The organism is Listeria aquatica FSL S10-1188 (assembly GCF_000525795.1).
GTDB classification, from domain to species: domain Bacteria; phylum Bacillota; class Bacilli; order Lactobacillales; family Listeriaceae; genus Listeria; species Listeria aquatica.
This window is the reverse complement of the sequence record NZ_AOCG01000013.1, coordinates 13,409-30,597: the sequence shown is the minus strand read 5'-3', so window position 1 is coordinate 30,597 and position 17,189 is coordinate 13,409. Positions and strand designations below refer to the sequence as shown.

The window sequence follows — 17,189 nt, the reverse complement described above, 5'->3', positions numbered from 1 at the left end:
GCTATCCAAATTTTACCATGCAATCAACCATTTGGTCAAAAAAGCATGCTTTATTTTCAGAGTTTTTTGAAGACCTGGAGGGCGTCCGCCTTGATCATTGTATGCGGGAAGGGCAAGAAAATATTTTCTTTATTCACCGCAAAAACGCTTGCCTTAGGATTCCTGTAATCAATCAAATTACAAAACGGGCTGACTTTGAAACTCGTCCCGGCAATAATGACAAGATCCGCAGTTTGCAGAGCCTGGATGGCATTTTGGATGGCATCAGCGGCGATGCCTTCCCCGTAAAGCACAACATCCGGCCGAACTCGACCACCGCAATTTTGATGGCTATCCGATTTTAAATACGTTTCGATTGGGACGGTTTGGCCGCATTTCGTGCAGTAACAGTGATACAAACTACCATGGAAATCCACAACTGATTTTGACCCAGCTGCTTCGTGAAGGCCATCAATATTTTGTGTAACCACTGTGACGTTTTTTTTCTTCGCCAATCTCAGCAATTTTTAAGTGAATGGGATTCGGTTTGGCATCTGGATAATACATATTTTCTGTGACGAATTGATAAAAAACATCCGGTTCATTTGCGAGACAAGCCTCACTTAATAAGTATTCTGGATTGTGCTTTCCGGCATAAAGCCCATTTTTTGAGCGGTAATCCGGGATCCCCGAAGGCACGGAAACCCCCGCGCCTGTCAAAAAGACAATTTGGTTTGCGGCGCGCACGGCCGTGCGAAGTTGATCGATTTGTTCCATCTGAATCATTCCTCCTGTTTCTTGTGATGAGTCGTTCGGTTAAAAATAGCCACGAGGCAGACGTTTAGCAAAATGAAGACGGCGACAGCTAGGAAAACGTCACTATAGCCGAAATGGGCGGCGATGCTTGAGCCAATTAGCGGTCCGATGACATTCCCAATGTAAAGAAAGGACTGGTTGTACCCGAAAATCCGCCCAGTGAGGTCGCGCGGTGCATTTTTTGAGAGTAGAGACTGAACGGCTGGGAGAAGCGCGCCGTCTGCAATTCCAAGCAAGAAGCGCAAAACGCCAAATTGAAATGGTGTCTCGGCAAACGCCATTGGGATTTGCAGGAGCATGGAGCCAATCAAAGCGCCGAGCAAGACTCGTTCAGTGCCAATTTTGTCGCCCCATTTGCCGAGGCGCGGGGCTGCAAGTAAGGAAGCGACGCCGGGGACGGCGGCGATCATCCCGCTGATGAAAGCGATATTTGCGATGTTTCCGGCAAGGTCGCGGACGTAAAGCGTTAAGATCGGACTAATCGCGTTATTTGAGACTTGGATAATCATCGAAGTGAAAAATAAAATGATAATGAGTTTCGGGTTTTGAAGGGCACTAAAGACTTCTTTGAAGGAGCGGACTTCCTGTTTCTCGACCGGAGTAAAATTCTCTTTTACAAAAAACAGCGTCAAAAGGAAGCTTCCGGCGATTAGTGTTCCGGTGATGAAAAAGACGGGACGAACCCCAAAGATATCGGACAAGAATCCCCCAATTAGTGGCCCGATTAAAACGCCAGAAACGGCTGCTGTTGAAAGTGTTCCTAGAGCATAGCCGCTCTTGTGGCGCGGCACCTGTGTGGCAATTAGCGCATTCGCTGTCGAGATGTAGCCTGAGAAGATTCCCATGAGGAGTCTCAGTCCGATGAACTGAAAGACGTTTGTGACAAGCCCCATCAAAATCATCGCAATACTCATTCCGAGTGCAGCGCGAAGGAGCATTAAGCGGCGCCCTTTACGATCGGCCAAGTTCCCCCAAATCGGTGCCATAATGGCAGAAACAAAAAAAAGTCGAGCTAAGCGCGACACCTGAATAAAGACTGACTTGGTCGGGATCGTGGATGCCAAGTTCTTCTACGTATAGAGGCAGGAAAGGCATGATCAGGTTAAGTCCGGTGCCCGTTAAAAAGCAACCAATCCAAACAATATAGAGATTTTTCTTCCAATCTTTCAAAATTCTCACCTGATTTCCTGCGATTTTCTCTTCTATTATTTCATAGTTTGAAAAGGTTTGAAAATAATTTGCTGGGAAGAAGGGAGTGCGGATTAGTTTTTAGTGCTGAAGGGAGAGTAAATTATAGGTAAATAAAAAAAAGAGAGTTGTGCAAAAAGCACAACTCTCTTTTTTATTCTTCCTTCAAATTTTCAAGTGGAACCCAGCCAGCCGTTTCATCTTCATCGATACACCACGCCCAGCCGTTTAATTCTCGGTTGCTTTCAAGCTTATCACCCGGCTTAACATCAAGCTCGCGTGCGGAATAATCTTCCAAAACGGTTCCCGACTTGCTATCTGGAACGCGGGCAATAATTTGTTCTGGGATATAGCCTTCAGCGCCACTTGATTTGATTTTACAAAGCATCCACCCAGGATACGTTTTATCTTCATCAAACACCCAGATTTCTTCATTTTTATTCGCGAAAAGTGGCTTAGCAACATCTGGATGATGGGCTTTTTTTACAATGAAATGTTTGTTCATTTTTTAGTCCCTTCATAATCCGCTAAGAATTTATCAATTCCAATATCCGTCAGTGGGTGTTTTAGCATTTGTTCAAATACTTTAAACGGCACGGTTGCGATATCTGCACCAAGTTTGGCGGATTCGATTACGTGGATTGGATGGCGAATGCTTGCCGCAATGATTTCTGTTTTGATGTCATGGATAGCGAAAATTTCTGCGATGTCACTGATGAGTTCTAATCCATCTTGACCAATATCATCTAGTCGACCGAGGAAAGGAGAGACGTAAGAAGCGCCAGCACGTGCAGCAAGTAGCGCTTGTGCAGCTGAGAAAACGAGTGTGACATTCGTTTTAATTCCCTCTTCATGTAACGTTTTGACGGCAGCCATGCCCTCACCTGTCATAGGGATTTTAACGACCATATTTGGATGAATAGCCGCTACAAGCCGACCTTCTTCAACCATTTTATCGGCTTCTAAACTTACCACTTCCCCACTGATCGGTCCGTTAACAATCGAAGTGATTTCTGTTACCACTTCTTTAAAATCCCGTCCTTCTTTTGCAATCAAAGAAGGATTGGTTGTGACACCATCAATAAATCCCATGCGACTTGCTTTCTTTATTTCGTCTACATTTGCCGTATCAATAAAAAATTTCATCAGTCTTCCTCCTTGTTTAAAACGCTTTCATTCATTATAACGCAATCCACCTATTTATGCCTTGATTGTGCTTTCTTAAAAATTGGTTGCATGGCCAACTGATTTCTAGTAAACTAGATTAGTTGACTGCGCAACTTTATTGCGAAAATAGTAAGATTTGAGGCGACTTAATTGACAGAAAGACATGAAGCAATTGTAAAATCAATGGCGATGATTCATCGCTCGGAACATATTTTCAAAGACAGCAGATTGGCGGAAACGGGACTTTGTGTTGGACAACTCCGCTACTTGTTCACGCTTTACAAGGAAGACGGACTTGCTCAAGAAGCGTTTGTGAAGCGATTTTCAGTTGATAAGGCAAACGTGACAAGACACATCAAACGGCTAATGGAGCTCGGGTTCGTGCGACGTGAGCAAGATCAAAAAGACAAGCGTATCCAGCGTATTTTTTTAACAGAAAAGGGGTTGGCGCAAAAAACGTTAATAGAGGGGCTAACGGAACAGTGGAACGACTGTTTAACAGCAGGATTTTCGGAGCAAGAAAGGTCGGAATTTTTTCGTTTGGTCGTCCAAATGGCAGAAAACGCAACTTGTGCGGCTAAAAAGGAGGAAAGTGTATGAAAGAACAAAGTAGAAGACTCGGTGAAGATAGTATTGGTTCTTTGATGGCGAGGCTTTCCATTCCTGCATTTGTAGGGATGTTCGTTATGGGGATGTACAATATTGTCGACACGATTTTCGTCTCATATGGTGTCGGACCGAATGGGGTTGCGGCGCTTTCGATTGCCTTCCCAGTTCAGATGATTTTGATGGCGATGGCAGCGATGTTTGGTATCGGGGGCGCATCAATTATTTCTAGATCGCTCGGTGCTGGCGAACAAAAAACAGCGAACACGGTATTCCACCAGGTTATTTGGCTAGTCATTTTTTCAAGTATACTTATTGCTATTTTAACTTTTATTTTTATTGATCCACTGATTACCATGTTTGGTGCACCAGCCGAAATTCATCAAATGACAAAAGAGTTTCTAGAAATCATCTTACTTGGTGCTGTATTCCAATCATTCGGGATGGGAATGAATAACATTGTTCGTTCAGAAGGAAATGCGAAAACAGCCATGCTTACAATGATTATTTCAGCAGTCATCAACATGATTTTGAATCCAATTTTTATTATGGGACTTCATATGGGCGTCCGCGGTTCAGCGCTTGCGACGCTTATTGCGCAAGCGATTGGAGCAGCTTGGCTATTATTTTTATTTTTTTATCGGGTAAAAGCACGTTATCCCTTAAAGGTTTTAGTTTGCGAATGGATATGAAAATTGGTTTGCGGATTGTGGCAATTGGCTTCCCATCGTTTGTCATGATGGCGTCTGGAAGTGTTGTTACGATTGCGGTTAACTGGATGCTACAAATTTATGGAGGGACGATGGCGATTGCGGCGTTCGGTGTAGCCAACCGAATTGCATCGTTCGCGATCATGCCAATTAATGGGGTAACACAAGGAATGCAGCCGATTGTTGGCTTTAACTATGGTTCGAAGCAGTTTGGGCGCGTGAGTCATTCGGTGAAACTAGGGATGCTCGTTGCGACGATTTTGTCACTCATCGCGTTTGCGGTTGCAGAGATATTCCCAGCAGAACTAGCGCGAGTTTTCTCATCTGACCCAGTTTTGATTGCAGAAAGTGAAGAAGCGCTCCGAATCATGCTACTGGCAGCGCCGACGATTGGGTTCCAAATTGTTTGTGGTGGTCTTTATCAGGCCCTCGGAAAAGCGCGGATTTCCTTTATTATTTCTCTGATGCGGCAAATTATTTGTCTTGTGCCGCTACTCCTCATTTTGCCAAACTTCTTTGGTTTATCAGGCGTATGGTATGCCTTCCCGATTGCTGACCTTCTGGCCTTTTCGGTTTGTGCGATCATTTTGGCAACGACTTGGCGGAAAGTTTTCCGGGAAACAGAAATGGTTCGTTAAAAAGCGAAGGAGCTAGTGCTCCTTCGCTTTTCGTTTGGATTTTGTTAAATGCCCACATAATGTCCGACAATATATGTAATAACCATGGTTAGCATGCCCACGAAACAATTTCGAAGGACAGCTGGTCTTGTTGGAGCATTTCCAAGATAAGCGCTTGTATATCCAGTAATGGCAAGCGCCACTAGCACAGCAACAAATGTAAACCAGATTCGAATGGAAGCTGGAAGAAGAGTAATCGTAAGCAGTGGCAAAATAGCTCCTACTGAAAATGAAAACAGGGAGGAAAGCGCTGCACTGAATGGATTAGCATAATCGTTCAACTTAAAACCAAGAACTTCTTGAGCTTGCACGCCAAGTGCGTCTTTTTTCATCAGTTCAGAAGCCACTTGATGCGCCGATTCATCAGACAGACCTTTCGCTTTATAAATTTCAATTAGTTTTTGTAATTCGCCTTCATAATCTGTTTTCAAGGATTCCCGCTCTTTTTTGACAAGCGACTTTTCAGTATCCTTTTGAGTGCTCACTGAAACATATTCTCCGCCTGCCATCGAAAGTGCACCAGCAAGAAGACCTGCAATACCGGAAATCAAAATTGTGAACGTTGATGTTCTGGCACCGGCTACCCCGATAACAATCCCAGCCACCGAAACAATCCCGTCATTTGCTCCGAGAACGCCTGCCCGCAAGACGTTGAGCCGTTCACTTAATGTCATTTTCTTCATAACTTTGCTCCTTTCTTTTATTTTCTTATACCCGTTTTTGAAGGCATTCAACGAAAAGTGTTCATAAAAAAAACACAACCTGCTTCTTCAAAAAGAAGCAAGTTGTGCAAAGAAAATGATTATTGTTTTCTAAGTCGATATAGAGCTAGGCTGGTAAGGAAGATTCCTGCAAGCGAAGCAAGACCCGCAGAATCGCCTGTTGCAGGGAGGACGCCTTTGTTTCCTGCAGGAGTAGTTGAAGAAGGTTTTTCTTGGGGCTTCGATTCCGTGCTCGTGACAGGATCGTCGCTAGAATCTGGGACTTCCGGCTTCACTTCGGTATCGCTCGCTTCAACTTGAACTGTGAAAGCCGCACTATTACCAGCCTTGTCCGTCACGTGCACCGTCAGTTCGTCGCCCGCAGCAAGCTTGAGCGAAGAGACCGCCAACTTAAATGCGCCAGATGGACCAGCTGTACTAGAAACAGCAGGTGAGACTTTTAAGCTTCGTTCAGCTTTCGCTATATCCGCTTTTTCAACAGTGAGCGAAGCCCCGCCAAGTGTAACACCGGTCAAAAAAGAATCCTTGTCGGTCAACTTATCAAAACGAGTCGCATCCCGAATCGCTTTTACCGCTTCCTCTGCTAACTGTTCTGCGGATTTATAAGTTTTACGACCCTCTTCTTTCGCTGAAATGAGTTTTCCTTGCGCCGTTTGGTCTTTAATGTAATTAATAAACGTTTCCGTGTCAGGATCAATCGCTGAAACGAGTTTTCCTTTGGTAAACGCCGAGAAACCATCCCCGCCCCCGTAAAGAAAATCGTTAATCACAACTTTATAAGTTTTGCTTAAATCAAGCGGCTCCCCATCTTTAGTGGTCACATTCGCTACTTTGTAAGCATGCTCGAGGTCATCTGTATCCGTAAACTCATATTTCAATCCCGAAATCTGTAAGAAATACCGCTCATCACTTAAATATTGCTGATTAAGCGCTTCGAGAATCGTAGCCCCGTCCAGTTCGACCACCTGTAAAATATTCCCGAATGGCTGAACCGCTTGAGCAGCCCCCCAAGTAATTTGATGATTCGCATCCGTCACAAGATCAGCGCGGATACCACCGTTATTGGTCATCGCAAAATCAGCCTTCACGCCCGCTTTTTCTGCCATCTCAAGTTGCGCATCCGTAATCAAATTGCCAAGGGCAGACTCTTTCGCATCAATCGCCGCACCGCTTTGGTTTGTTTCCCGAGTAATCGTTCCATTCTCTGTTTTTCCAATCGGTTCATTAATCGTATCCGCGATCCGTGCAGCTGCATCTTTTGTGATCGCCGTGATAGCGCCATCCGGTGTGACCGAACGCGTATTATATGTAATTTTCGCATCCGGCGTTTTCACGAAATCTCCTGTTTCTGGATCAATTTCTCCCGTAACATTTGAAAAAGCCTTTCCGTTGTTGTAGCTTTGCACAATCCGCGTAGACCCCACAATGCCATTCGTATATTGGTGATTATGTCCGGCAAGAACAAGATCGACCGAGTTTTCTGGATCGAGCTGATTGACTTTCATTATCATATTAGCGGCCTCGCCGTTTACATCTTTCCCCGTTCCTGAATTCGGATTCCCATCCGAAAGCGCTGGAACATGCGAAAGCACCACAATCGCATTGACCCCTTGATCACGCAAAATTTTCGCATACTTCGCAACCGTTTCCGCCTCATCAAGAAAATCATAATCCTTAATATGGTTTGCAAGCACAAGATTTGGAATTTCAGTCGTCACAATTCCGATAAAGCCAATTTTCTCCCCGCCGACATTTTGAATGGTATAAGGCTTAAAGCCCTCGGCAACATTCGTTGTCCCTTTATCAACAACATTTGCTGCGACAATTTCCATCTTGCTTTGTACACGTGGATAATTCTCAACAATTGGTCCGAACTTGTCTGTTGCAACCCCGTCTAAAATTCGTTTGTATTCAGGCAGCCCTTCATCGAATTCATGGTTTCCGAGAGTCCCAACTTTAAAGTCCATCGCATCAAGTGCCTTCATCGTGGGCTCATCTTGAAGTAGCCCTGAAACAGCGGGGCTTGCGCCAACCATATCTCCAGCTTGAACACGAATTGAGTTTCCCGCATCAGCCCCCGGATTTTGAGCCAAAAAGTCAGCTTGCGCAAGATCTAAGTTAGCAGAAAGAAAGTCCGCTCCACCAATCGCATTTCCAGAAGCATCCTTAGAAGCCGTATCAAGCGCTCCGTGAAAATCATTAATCCCTAAAAATTGAACCGGAACAAGCGGTTCAGCTGCAACTGCTTTACCCCCGTTAAATGGTAAAGCCATTCCCAAAATCAAACTTGTTGCGAGTACTAAATGTGCCATTTTTTTTCTTCCAGTTTTTCACAAGCATACTCTCCCTTTCCCCTTTTTGTAAACGCTTAACAACAAACGTTCAGCTACATTTTAGCAAAGCCGAAAGGGAATAACAACAAGAAACAAGTGAAAGTTACGTAAATAAGATTAAACCTTTTTCAAGAAACTGTTAAAAAGCCTACAACGAATAAATGTGAAATCTAGCAATAAATGTTGTCTTGTCCACTTGAATAGACGCTTCCGTATAATCATAACGATCCATAATTTTAAACAAAATGCCGAGACCGCGTCCTTTGTGATTAGGCTTCGTCGTAAAACTTTTTTTTCGTAATCTTATCCGTATCAATCGAAACATTTGGGTCAATTTGATTCTCGACAGTAACTACCAAATTTCCATCCGAATGCACCAATTTGATTTCAATAAAGGGGCTTGGAGCGCTTTTTGAAGCCTCGAACGCATTGTCTAAAAGAATTGTAAAGCTCCGAATAAAGTCGATTAAATCAATCCCAACGTAATTAATCGTATCAGGAACGACGAGCGAATAAGGGACGCTTTCTTGCGTTAATTTATCTGTATAAAGTTTCAATAAACCTTGGACGGGTGGAACACCAATTTTGAGTAGTGCCGTTTCATTTTGATCGAAAATATTATCATTAAAATAGCGTGTTTGATCTTTAATCAGGCGCAGAGCTTCCTCGTTTTCATTTTTTTTTAATGTGGAGCGCAAGCGAAAGCAAAATGTTGTTGTAATCATGTTTAAAGTCATGCAAGTTTTCGGATTGTATATTATAGTAATCCGATTGGCTAGCTAAATGATTTAATTTTTCTTGGCTTAGTTCACTTCGAATGAAAAAAGCGGTAAAGATGATACCGTTTGTTGAATAAAGAAAAATAATAAGAGAACTATAGAGATTTCCAAAAGTAGTTGGCCAAGGATAGAAAAAGTGAATAGCGTTTACGATGAAAAGCCCCGTGATTAAAATAAATGAAAACAAATAGTATTTTTTTACAAGATGATCAAACATCGCATAAAAGTTAAATTTTTTGAGTAGTTGGCGAAGAATGAATGCAAACAGCACGGTGAGAAGAAAGTTAATCACCGCTAAAACCAGTGGAGGCTCTGTCCAAAACAAACGTGAAAAATCAAAAGTTAAAAACCAAACAAAACCGTTTAGAGTGTATACAGTGATCAATAAAATAGCAGATAATAGCCATTTTTTGGTAAATAGATAGAAGTATGTGAAGATAAGTAAAAACATAAATGCAAGATCGAAGCTGATCGAGAAAAAGTCACCGAAAAAATAGAGAATAGCAAAAAGGACAACAATGGAAAAAAGCATTATCGTTGTCTGCCGTTTATTCAAAAGAAGTTTGTAACTTAGAAAAAAGATAATGAAGAGTAGATTCAACGAGTAATTAATTGCAATAATAAACAAGCAAACCACTCCCTTTTTCTAGAACGATGAACATTAATAGAGCTCATCGAAAGCATCTAGGATTTTTTTTTATGATCCGTTTACTGACGACAATTTCATAGCCAGAACGAAACTGCACATAACCCGATTTTTTATCGATTGATTGAATTTGGTTGAGATTAAGAATGTAGGACTTTAGATTAGTCATCATAAAAGGTGTATTTAGTTGAGGGGCTAGCTGACTAATGGACGATCGAAAAATAATATTTTCCTTTAGCGTGTGTAGTCTCAGGTAACCTCGTTGGTGTGGAATGCTTTCAACTAGAATGATTTCATTCATATCAATAAAACGTGACAAATTCCCTTGTTTGATTTCAAAAACGCTTGAATGTGACTGAGCATCCGAAATCAGCTTTTGAGCAATTTCAATCAGTTGTTCTTCCACTGTTTCAATCCGCTCTGGATTTTTAATGACATAACCTGAAGGGAGGATTCCGCGATTGATAATTTCTTCTGCTTTACGCTCATCCCCAGTGACAAAATAAATGGAGCAATAAGCATTTTTGTCACGAATCGCTTCAGCCAAATCAATTCCATCCATCCGCGTTTTAAAATCAATATCAAGCAAAAAAGCATCTGTGCGTTTAATACTGTCAATTTTGTGCACTTTCAGAAATTCATCTGCATTTAAGAACGATTCGATTTCAACTGTAATCGGTCGCTTTTCTAAAAATGTAGTAAGTGTCTTTTCCAAATAGTCTTTTTGTAAAAAATTATCTTCTATGATGAATAGCCTCAATTTGATCACCTCAAAAAATGACAATAAGTGCAAAATCATGGTTGCAATGTTCTTCAGCGAGATAAAAAACATACTATCATTAAAATAAGAAATGTAAAATATTTTATTTATATTTTGACATAAAATCGCCATAAATGACTAGGGTTTTGCACAAAAGTTTACTTTGTTGCATATAAACACGTAGGAAAATTACAATTATACTTTAATATAACAAAGAAATTCTTCGAAAACAATACTATCCAAGTGCTAACCCACAATAAAATTGAAAAAAAAGTATTGGGGTGTAAAAATGGAATATTTGGATTACTATCGGATACTGAAAAAAGACAAGTTTATCGAAAATATGGTGCGCCAAGAATTGACTGGTAAAAAACGTCACTTTCAAAAAGGTGATCGAATGCCTCTTGAAAAAGATCGAATTTTACTGATTGATCGGGGTGCTCTCATCTTATGTAATGAAAGTACTTTTCTTCGCTGTTTTAAAATGGATGATTATATCTATGCGATTGATCCGCAGGATAATCAAATAGGAGAAATGGCACTTGAAGCAGCAGAACAAACAACTTTGCGTGAATATGATGCACGTGAATTTCTAAATTACTTGGAGCAAAAACATCTTCTTAGTAACTTCTTTTTGCAGGAGCTAGGCAAGGCGCAAAAATGGTCGTACAGGCAAACGAAGCGAGTATTAATTTCAGCAGAAGAGCGAGTGATTTCCGTTTTACAAGAACTGGTTGAACAGTTTGGAAAGGAAATTGCACAAGGAATAGTTATTTTACCTAAATGGATTAAAATCGTTACGCTTGCCAAATTAAGTGGTTGTTCACGCAATATGGCCTCAAGGAGCATCCAAAATTTGAAAGATAAAGATATTATTACACAAGAAAATATGCCATGGCAAATTAATTACAAGGCTTTAGCAAACCTGTACAATTGAAAGTTGCATAAAACATATATGTATATTTTTCTGATTTTTAAATAACGCATGCAAATTAGTATTTAGTATAAGGGGATAAAGAATCGAATGAAAAAAATATTTTATATCGTAGTTTGTTTAATAGCATTCTGTTTAATATATCCAGCACAAACGTTAGCGAAAAATACAAGTTCCGATATGGCCTATTACGTTGAAGCTATCATTCCAGATAACCAAATAGATCAAGCGAAAACTTACTTTGATCTTTTGGTGAAACCGGGGGAATGGCAAACCTTGCAACTTCGGGTGCATAATGCTAGAAGTGAGGAGCTAACGCTTGAAATTAAGCCGCATACTGCTCGGACTGGGACAGGTGGGGACATTGATTACAGTGGAGACGATAAGAGTTCGCTTGCCACAAGTTTACCTTATTCAATAGAAGAATTGCTGGAAGGTGAGGAGCAAGTAACGCTTAAGCCAAATGAAACACGGACTGTTTCATTTACGCTAAAAGTTCCTAAAAAAGCATTTAGTGGCGTGTTACTTGGTGGGTTTTATATTCATGAAAAAAATCAAGCGAAGCAAGTGGATGATAAAAAAGAAGGCGTTTCGATAAAAAATCAATATGCCTATGTTATTGGCTGTAAAGTGCGTGTGGACGAAGAAGAAGAAGAGCAACAATTCGCTTTAAAAACGCCGAAATTAACAAAATGGAACGATCTCCCCGCTATAAGTGTTGGACTAACGAATGAGGCTTCGCGGATACTCTCGCAATATGAATTGCAAGGAGAGATCCGAAATCACTCGGGCAAGAAAATTCAAGAAATCAAGAAGCGGACATTTTCAATGGCGCCAGATTCCGTTTATCAATTAATTGAAAAGGTTAGTCTAGATGACTTTCCAAGCGGAAAATACAGCTATGCTTTGACCGTCAAAGGCGAAAATGAAGTCTGGCATTTGAAAAAGGATTTCACGATCTCAGGCGATCAAATTAAGCAGGTGCAAACAGATGAAGAAAAACACGAGAGTAATTTTCTGAATGTCTTGATTATTGGTATTGCGGTTCTCTTGCTTCTTGCCATCCTTATCTTTGTCTTACTGAAAAGGAGAAGGAAAAATGAAGAAGGCAGTTAAATGGTTGGCTTGTTTAGGCTTTGTTTTAGGGAGTGTGACTGCATCTGGAATTAAAGTGCAAGCAGCGGCTGAACCACCTGCGCACATTAAGAAAATGGATGGAATCTTTGAAATAAAAGAAGGTTCGACTTCTTCTGTTGATGAAAACGGAATTGTAACTATCACGCCGAATACTAGTAATTCCATCGGTTCTATTTGGAGCACGAATAACAATTTGTTGGATTTTACCAAAAGTTTTCATTTGTCCACCTATCTATATTTTGGCGAAAATGTCGCGAATGTTGGAGATGGGATGGCACTCGTTTTTCAAGCTGTAACAGATTCGCCGACCTGGTTTACATCAAATGCTTCATCTATTGGTTATTTAGGAGAGCAACGCAATGAGAATTCTGTTGGGATTTTAAATAGTTTGGCGATTGAATTTGATTTATTTAGCAATATAACTGATAACGATGGCTGGTTTGATCAAAATTTGCCGACCACAAATAAGGGACAACATATTGCTTATACTTGGCCAGGTGACTTAACAGAATATACAAGCTGGTGGGCTTGGTTCAACACTCAGCGCGCGATTGCTCATCATGATCCGCTTAGTTATCTTTTAACAGACGATAAATGGATTCGGTTAGATGTGGATTGGGATGTAGAGAGCAAGCAATTTCAATATGTTATCGATAACTCAACTGTTGTCAACGTACCTTATGAAGAGTTGTATAATCGTGTGTTAGCAACAAATACGCAAGTATACTGGGGATTTACAGGTTCAACGGGTACCTATGCGGCACCACAGAAAGTTGTTTTTCAAGAGGTCCCCAATTTAGTCGAAGTAGATCCGAAGATTGAAGTTTATAACGAATCGCGTACCCAAGAAGTTTTGGATGGGGATGAGGTCCATACAAATGAAACTTTACGTTTCGACTATTCGGTGGAATATCTCGGTGGAAAGCAGAACTGGGAAAAAGTAAAGGCGATTTTCACAGGGGATCCTAATTTTGTACTAGAACCGGGTAGTATTACTGCCACTGCATTTATAGGTGGACAAGCTCAAAGTTATTCGCTTGATGATTCAATACTTGTAGATGGCATTTTAAACTTTCCGGTAGAGGGGACAACTGGCCCGACTTTAGGACTTGGAGGTGATTTACCTTCCAAGATGGTGATTTCTTATAAGGGGCATTTCACGTCTGATATCTCAGGTGATCCGGTTACGTTAACTTCACAATATAATGGTGAAAACGCACTTGTTTCTGCCCCAGAATTTACAATGATTCCAGTAACAAATGTCGCGCCGAAACTTGCTTTTTCTGAGGATCAAGACTGGCAAGTGCTAGATACGGACAAAGCAAAAGCTATTTCGGGAAGCTTTGAGGATCTTAACAAGGGAAGCTTAAACTTGGAATACTACTTGGATGGGGAACAAATTCATCAAGAAAAAGTAGACAGCTCGACAGGGAGCGGGGCGTGGAGCCTAGAGCTTTCAGCTGAGCAAATTGCAGCGCTAGCAAGTGGCGAGCATGAGTTTAAAGTGACAGCGACGAATCTCGTCAGCCAAAGTGCAACCATTCAGTCTGTCCTCACCAAAAAAAAAACGTTCCCGTTATCGAAAATTTTTCGCTTGTCAATGAAGCAGAAACGATTTTTAAAGGAGGTGATGCAAACTTCCAAGTGACTTGGCGGGATGAAGATAGCAATCATGTACAGTTTTTCTATCAATTAGATGGTGGCGAGCCTGTTGAGCTTGGTACTAAAGAAAATTCAGCGCCGGGTTCATCGCAAAATTTCGAATGGAGCTTAAGTACAAATGAACTCGCGATTGGTGAACACGACGTTGTACTTTATGCGATAGATAGCGAGGGTATTACGTCTCAAAAAGCTCATCTTACTTTTTTAGTGGATGGTAAAGTTTCGTTTAGTGCGGCTCCACAAGATTTTACGTTAGAAACTGCTCTTCCTGAGAAAAAAATGAAAGTAAAGACAGCCCTTAGTCCGATTCAAATTGAAGATAAGCGAATTCAAAAATCTAATATTGCGCTTCGTGCCCGGTTGATTGATTCGGCGGATGGAACAAAGGCCGGATTTAATAGCGCCGCAGGACACAAGCTTCCTAGTGATGCTTTTATATATCAGAATGGGGCTCATGAACAAAGTGTGATTGATGAAGTGGGGATAGAGTTGTTGCAGACTGATTCGCAGGAAATAACGCAGGTAAATCAAGCAGGAGAGGCAGGATTTTATTTAGAACTTGCTCCTTGGCTACATGCTGAAACATATCAAGCAACAATTGAGTGGCAGCTGATTGAAGCGCCTTAAAACGAGTAAAAAGGAGAGAAAGAATTTGAAAAAAGAATTATTGATAGCTAGTTTAGTAGGATGTGTGGTACTAACAAGCGGAGGCGTCCAGGTCTTTGCGGAAGATGTAGAGGGAGCAACAACTTCTGGAACAGTAAAACTTATTAGCCCAACAGGGGGAGTAACTCCGTTAGATCCGGAAGAAACAGTAAAGCCGGAAGACGGGACAGAAACAGGTAATGCAGGGCCGCTAAGTATCGACTATGTACCTAATTTTCTGTTTGGAGAAGTTGAAATTTCTGGTTCAACCCTTACTTTACCAGATTTAAATTCTAATCCACTTGTTCAAGTGACGGACAATCGAGGAAGCGGTGCAGGTTGGACGCTTAAACTTAGCGCGACACCTTTTAAAAATAATGAAGATGAAACGAAACAACTATCGGGCACTGTTTTAAGCATCGGACAAATCACCCCAGAAGCAGCGGATGAAACAAATACATCAGCTGCGCCAACCCCTTCTGCTCAAACTTACGGTGTGAGTGATACATCAGCTAAGACCTTATTACGGTCGGGCGTAGATGAAGGAATGGGGACATGGAAGGGGAAATTTAAAACGAGTGAAGGAGCTAACTCAGTTTCCTTAACGATTCCTGCAGGAAATAAAGTAGGTTCTTATACAAGTACACTCACTTGGTCGCTTGCTAACGCGCCAGAATAAAAAAGAAGGCGAATCAGTTGATTCGCCTTCTTTTGCGTTTAATTCATAGTTTGGTTTGAAGCGTCTTTTACAACAACATCGTGAGCGCCACCTTCAACGATTGAAGTCGCCGAAACGAGTGTGATTTTCGCTTTTTGTTGTAATTCAGGAATCGTGAGCGCGCCGCAGTTACACATTGTGGAACGAACTTTATTTAAGCTGATGGCCACATTGTCTTTTAGCGAACCGGCATAAGGAACGTAAGAATCCACGCCTTCTTCAAATGAAAGCTTCTTATCGCCGCCCATGTCATAACGTTGCCAGTTGCGTGCGCGATTAGCGCCTTCACCCCAATATTCTTTCATGTACGTGCCGTTTAAGTTGACTTTGTTTGTTGGGCTTTCATCAAATCTTGAGAAGTAACGTCCTAGCATGATGAAATCTGCACCCATTGCAAGTGCGAGCGTCATGTGGTAATCATAAACAATCCCGCCATCGGAACAAATCGGAATGTAGATACCGGTTTCTTCAAAGTACTCATCGCGCGCTTTAGCAACATCAATGACAGCAGTTGCTTGTCCACGTCCAATTCCTTTTTGTTCACGCGTGATACAGATTGAACCGCCGCCAACACCAACTTTTACGAAATCGGCACCTGCTTCAGCGAGGAAGCGGAAACCATCACGATCTACAACATTTCCTGCACCAACTTTTACTGTATCGCCGTATTTGCCGCGAATCCAGTCTAGCGTGCGCTTTTGCCACTCAGTGAATCCTTCTGACGAGTCGATGCAAAGAATATCAGCACCTGCTTCAACGAGTGCGGGCACACGTTCCTCATAGTCACGTGTGTTGATTCCTGCGCCAACAACGTAACTTTTGTTTTTATCGAGCAGTTCAAGCTGGTTTTCTTTATTGGAATCGTAGTCTTTGCGGAAAACGAAATAAGCTAAATGATCATTTTCATCTACTAGTGGGAGTGCGTTCAGTTTGTTGTCCCAGATGATATTGTTGGCTTCTTTTAGCGTTGTTGTTGCTTGTGCGGTGATTAGTTTTTCAAACGGTGTCATGAAGTCACGAACTAATTCGTCTGGACTCATGCGCGTTACGCGGTAATCACGGCTTGTGACAACGCCGAGCAATTTTCCGTTGGGGCTGCCGTCTTCTGTTACAGCCATTGTGGAGTGTCCTGTCTTTTCTTTCAAGTCAAGAACATCTTGCAGTGTTTGATCAGGACGGATATTGGAGTCGCTCGCAACAAAACCAGCTTTATGATTTTTAACACGTGCAACCATTTTTGCTTCGCTTTCAATGGATTGCGAGCCATAAATGAACGAAACGCCGCCTTCTTTAGCAAGTGCAATTCCCATCTCATCGCCCGAAACAGCTTGCATGATTGCAGAGACTAACGGGATATTCATCGTAAGCTCAGGTTCTTCACCTCTTTTAAACTTTACAATCGGTGTCTTAAGATCCACCTTTGTTGGAATACATTCGGAAGAGGAATACCCAGGAACGAGTAAAAATTCACTAAACGTACGAGACGGTTCACTAAAATAAAATGCCAAAGCAAAACACTCCTTTTTAAGTTTTAAATACTTTCATTATTCCAGTAACCGGGCATAATGTCAATGCCTTCGCTTGATTTTCAGAGAAGAAAACAAAAAAGCATTTAAATCCGTAAAATCATTATGTTACTAGGAAAACACCAACCAAGAAAGTGGGGGTGCAAATGATCGATTATTATGGTTTTTTACTTTTAGTTATCAT

The 17,189-nt window shown here is 41.6% G+C and carries 14 protein-coding genes and 3 pseudogenes; 7 read left to right on the top strand and 10 right to left on the bottom strand.

Annotated features, from left to right (window positions below; genetic code table 11):
* Positions 1-56 precede the first annotated feature (56 nt).
* The 4 genes and pseudogenes from MAQA_RS10665 to fsa form a co-directional block, all read right to left on the bottom strand.
* A pseudogene (locus MAQA_RS10665) lies at positions 57-747 on the bottom strand (NAD-dependent protein deacylase).
* Positions 748-761: 14 nt separating this feature from the next.
* Positions 762-1,965, bottom strand: a pseudogene (locus MAQA_RS10660) (multidrug efflux MFS transporter).
* 172 nt (positions 1,966-2,137) lie between these two features.
* On the bottom strand, positions 2,138-2,488 hold the full coding sequence (locus tag MAQA_RS10655) for an SH3 domain-containing protein (protein WP_036073835.1): 351 nt from the start codon (positions 2,486-2,488) through the stop codon (positions 2,138-2,140).
* Positions 2,485-3,129: a fructose-6-phosphate aldolase gene (gene fsa, locus MAQA_RS10650; protein ID WP_036073833.1), complete on the bottom strand. Its 645-nt coding sequence runs from the start codon at positions 3,127-3,129 to the stop codon at positions 2,485-2,487. Before fsa ends, MAQA_RS10655 begins: the two co-directional genes overlap by 4 nt.
* Before the next feature lie 171 nt (positions 3,130-3,300).
* On the opposite strand from fsa, the gene MAQA_RS10645 reads away from it, so the two are divergent.
* On the top strand, positions 3,301-3,750 hold the full coding sequence (locus tag MAQA_RS10645) for a MarR family winged helix-turn-helix transcriptional regulator (protein WP_036073830.1): 450 nt from the start codon (positions 3,301-3,303) through the stop codon (positions 3,748-3,750).
* Positions 3,747-5,104 (top strand): annotated as a pseudogene (locus MAQA_RS10640) (MATE family efflux transporter). Before MAQA_RS10645 ends, MAQA_RS10640 begins: the two are co-directional and overlap by 4 nt.
* A 44-nt stretch (positions 5,105-5,148) precedes the next feature.
* On the opposite strand, the gene MAQA_RS10635 reads toward MAQA_RS10640, so the two are convergent.
* From MAQA_RS10635 to MAQA_RS10615, 5 genes are all read right to left on the bottom strand, one after another.
* A complete protein-coding gene (locus MAQA_RS10635; RefSeq protein WP_036073828.1) occupies positions 5,149-5,826 on the bottom strand; it encodes a VIT1/CCC1 transporter family protein in 678 nt (225 codons plus the stop codon).
* A gap of 119 nt (positions 5,827-5,945) precedes the next feature.
* Entirely contained in the window at positions 5,946-8,177 is a 2,232-nt protein-coding gene (locus MAQA_RS10630; protein WP_036073826.1) for a bifunctional metallophosphatase/5'-nucleotidase, read from the bottom strand.
* 290 nt (positions 8,178-8,467) lie between these two features.
* Positions 8,468-8,923 carry a GHKL domain-containing protein gene (locus tag MAQA_RS10625; protein WP_036073823.1) on the bottom strand — a complete coding sequence of 152 codons (456 nt, stop codon included), beginning with the start codon at positions 8,921-8,923 and terminating at the stop codon, positions 8,468-8,470.
* A complete protein-coding gene (locus MAQA_RS10620; protein WP_149023357.1) occupies positions 8,871-9,509 on the bottom strand; it encodes a hypothetical protein in 639 nt (212 codons plus the stop codon). Before MAQA_RS10620 ends, MAQA_RS10625 begins: the two co-directional genes overlap by 53 nt.
* A gap of 139 nt (positions 9,510-9,648) precedes the next feature.
* On the bottom strand, positions 9,649-10,383 hold the full coding sequence (locus MAQA_RS10615) for a LytR/AlgR family response regulator transcription factor (protein ID WP_159099972.1): 735 nt from the start codon (positions 10,381-10,383) through the stop codon (positions 9,649-9,651).
* Positions 10,384-10,672: 289 nt separating this feature from the next.
* On the opposite strand from MAQA_RS10615, the gene MAQA_RS10610 reads away from it, so the two are divergent.
* From MAQA_RS10610 to MAQA_RS10590, 5 genes are all read left to right on the top strand, one after another.
* The gene (locus MAQA_RS10610) at positions 10,673-11,320 is read left to right on the top strand and encodes a cyclic nucleotide-binding domain-containing protein (protein ID WP_036073814.1); all 648 of its coding nucleotides are present in this window, start codon (positions 10,673-10,675) and stop codon (positions 11,318-11,320) included.
* Positions 11,321-11,407: 87 nt separating this feature from the next.
* On the top strand, positions 11,408-12,433 hold the full coding sequence (locus MAQA_RS10605; RefSeq protein WP_036073811.1) for a DUF916 domain-containing protein: 1,026 nt from the start codon (positions 11,408-11,410) through the stop codon (positions 12,431-12,433).
* Positions 12,417-14,102, top strand: coding sequence for an L-type lectin-domain containing protein (locus tag MAQA_RS10600; protein ID WP_036073810.1), 1,686 nt, complete (start codon positions 12,417-12,419; stop codon positions 14,100-14,102). The genes MAQA_RS10605 and MAQA_RS10600 overlap by 17 nt, the downstream gene beginning before the upstream one ends.
* The gene (locus tag MAQA_RS10595) at positions 14,099-14,743 is read left to right on the top strand and encodes a hypothetical protein (protein ID WP_036073808.1); all 645 of its coding nucleotides are present in this window, start codon (positions 14,099-14,101) and stop codon (positions 14,741-14,743) included. The genes MAQA_RS10600 and MAQA_RS10595 overlap by 4 nt, the downstream gene beginning before the upstream one ends.
* A gap of 25 nt (positions 14,744-14,768) precedes the next feature.
* Positions 14,769-15,440: a WxL domain-containing protein gene (locus MAQA_RS10590; RefSeq protein ID WP_036073806.1), complete on the top strand. Its 672-nt coding sequence runs from the start codon at positions 14,769-14,771 to the stop codon at positions 15,438-15,440.
* Between the two features lie 38 nt (positions 15,441-15,478).
* Here MAQA_RS10590 and MAQA_RS10585 read toward each other — a convergent pair whose 3' ends face one another.
* Positions 15,479-16,987, bottom strand: coding sequence for an IMP dehydrogenase (locus tag MAQA_RS10585; protein WP_036073804.1), 1,509 nt, complete (start codon positions 16,985-16,987; stop codon positions 15,479-15,481).
* Positions 16,988-17,189 lie beyond the last annotated feature (202 nt).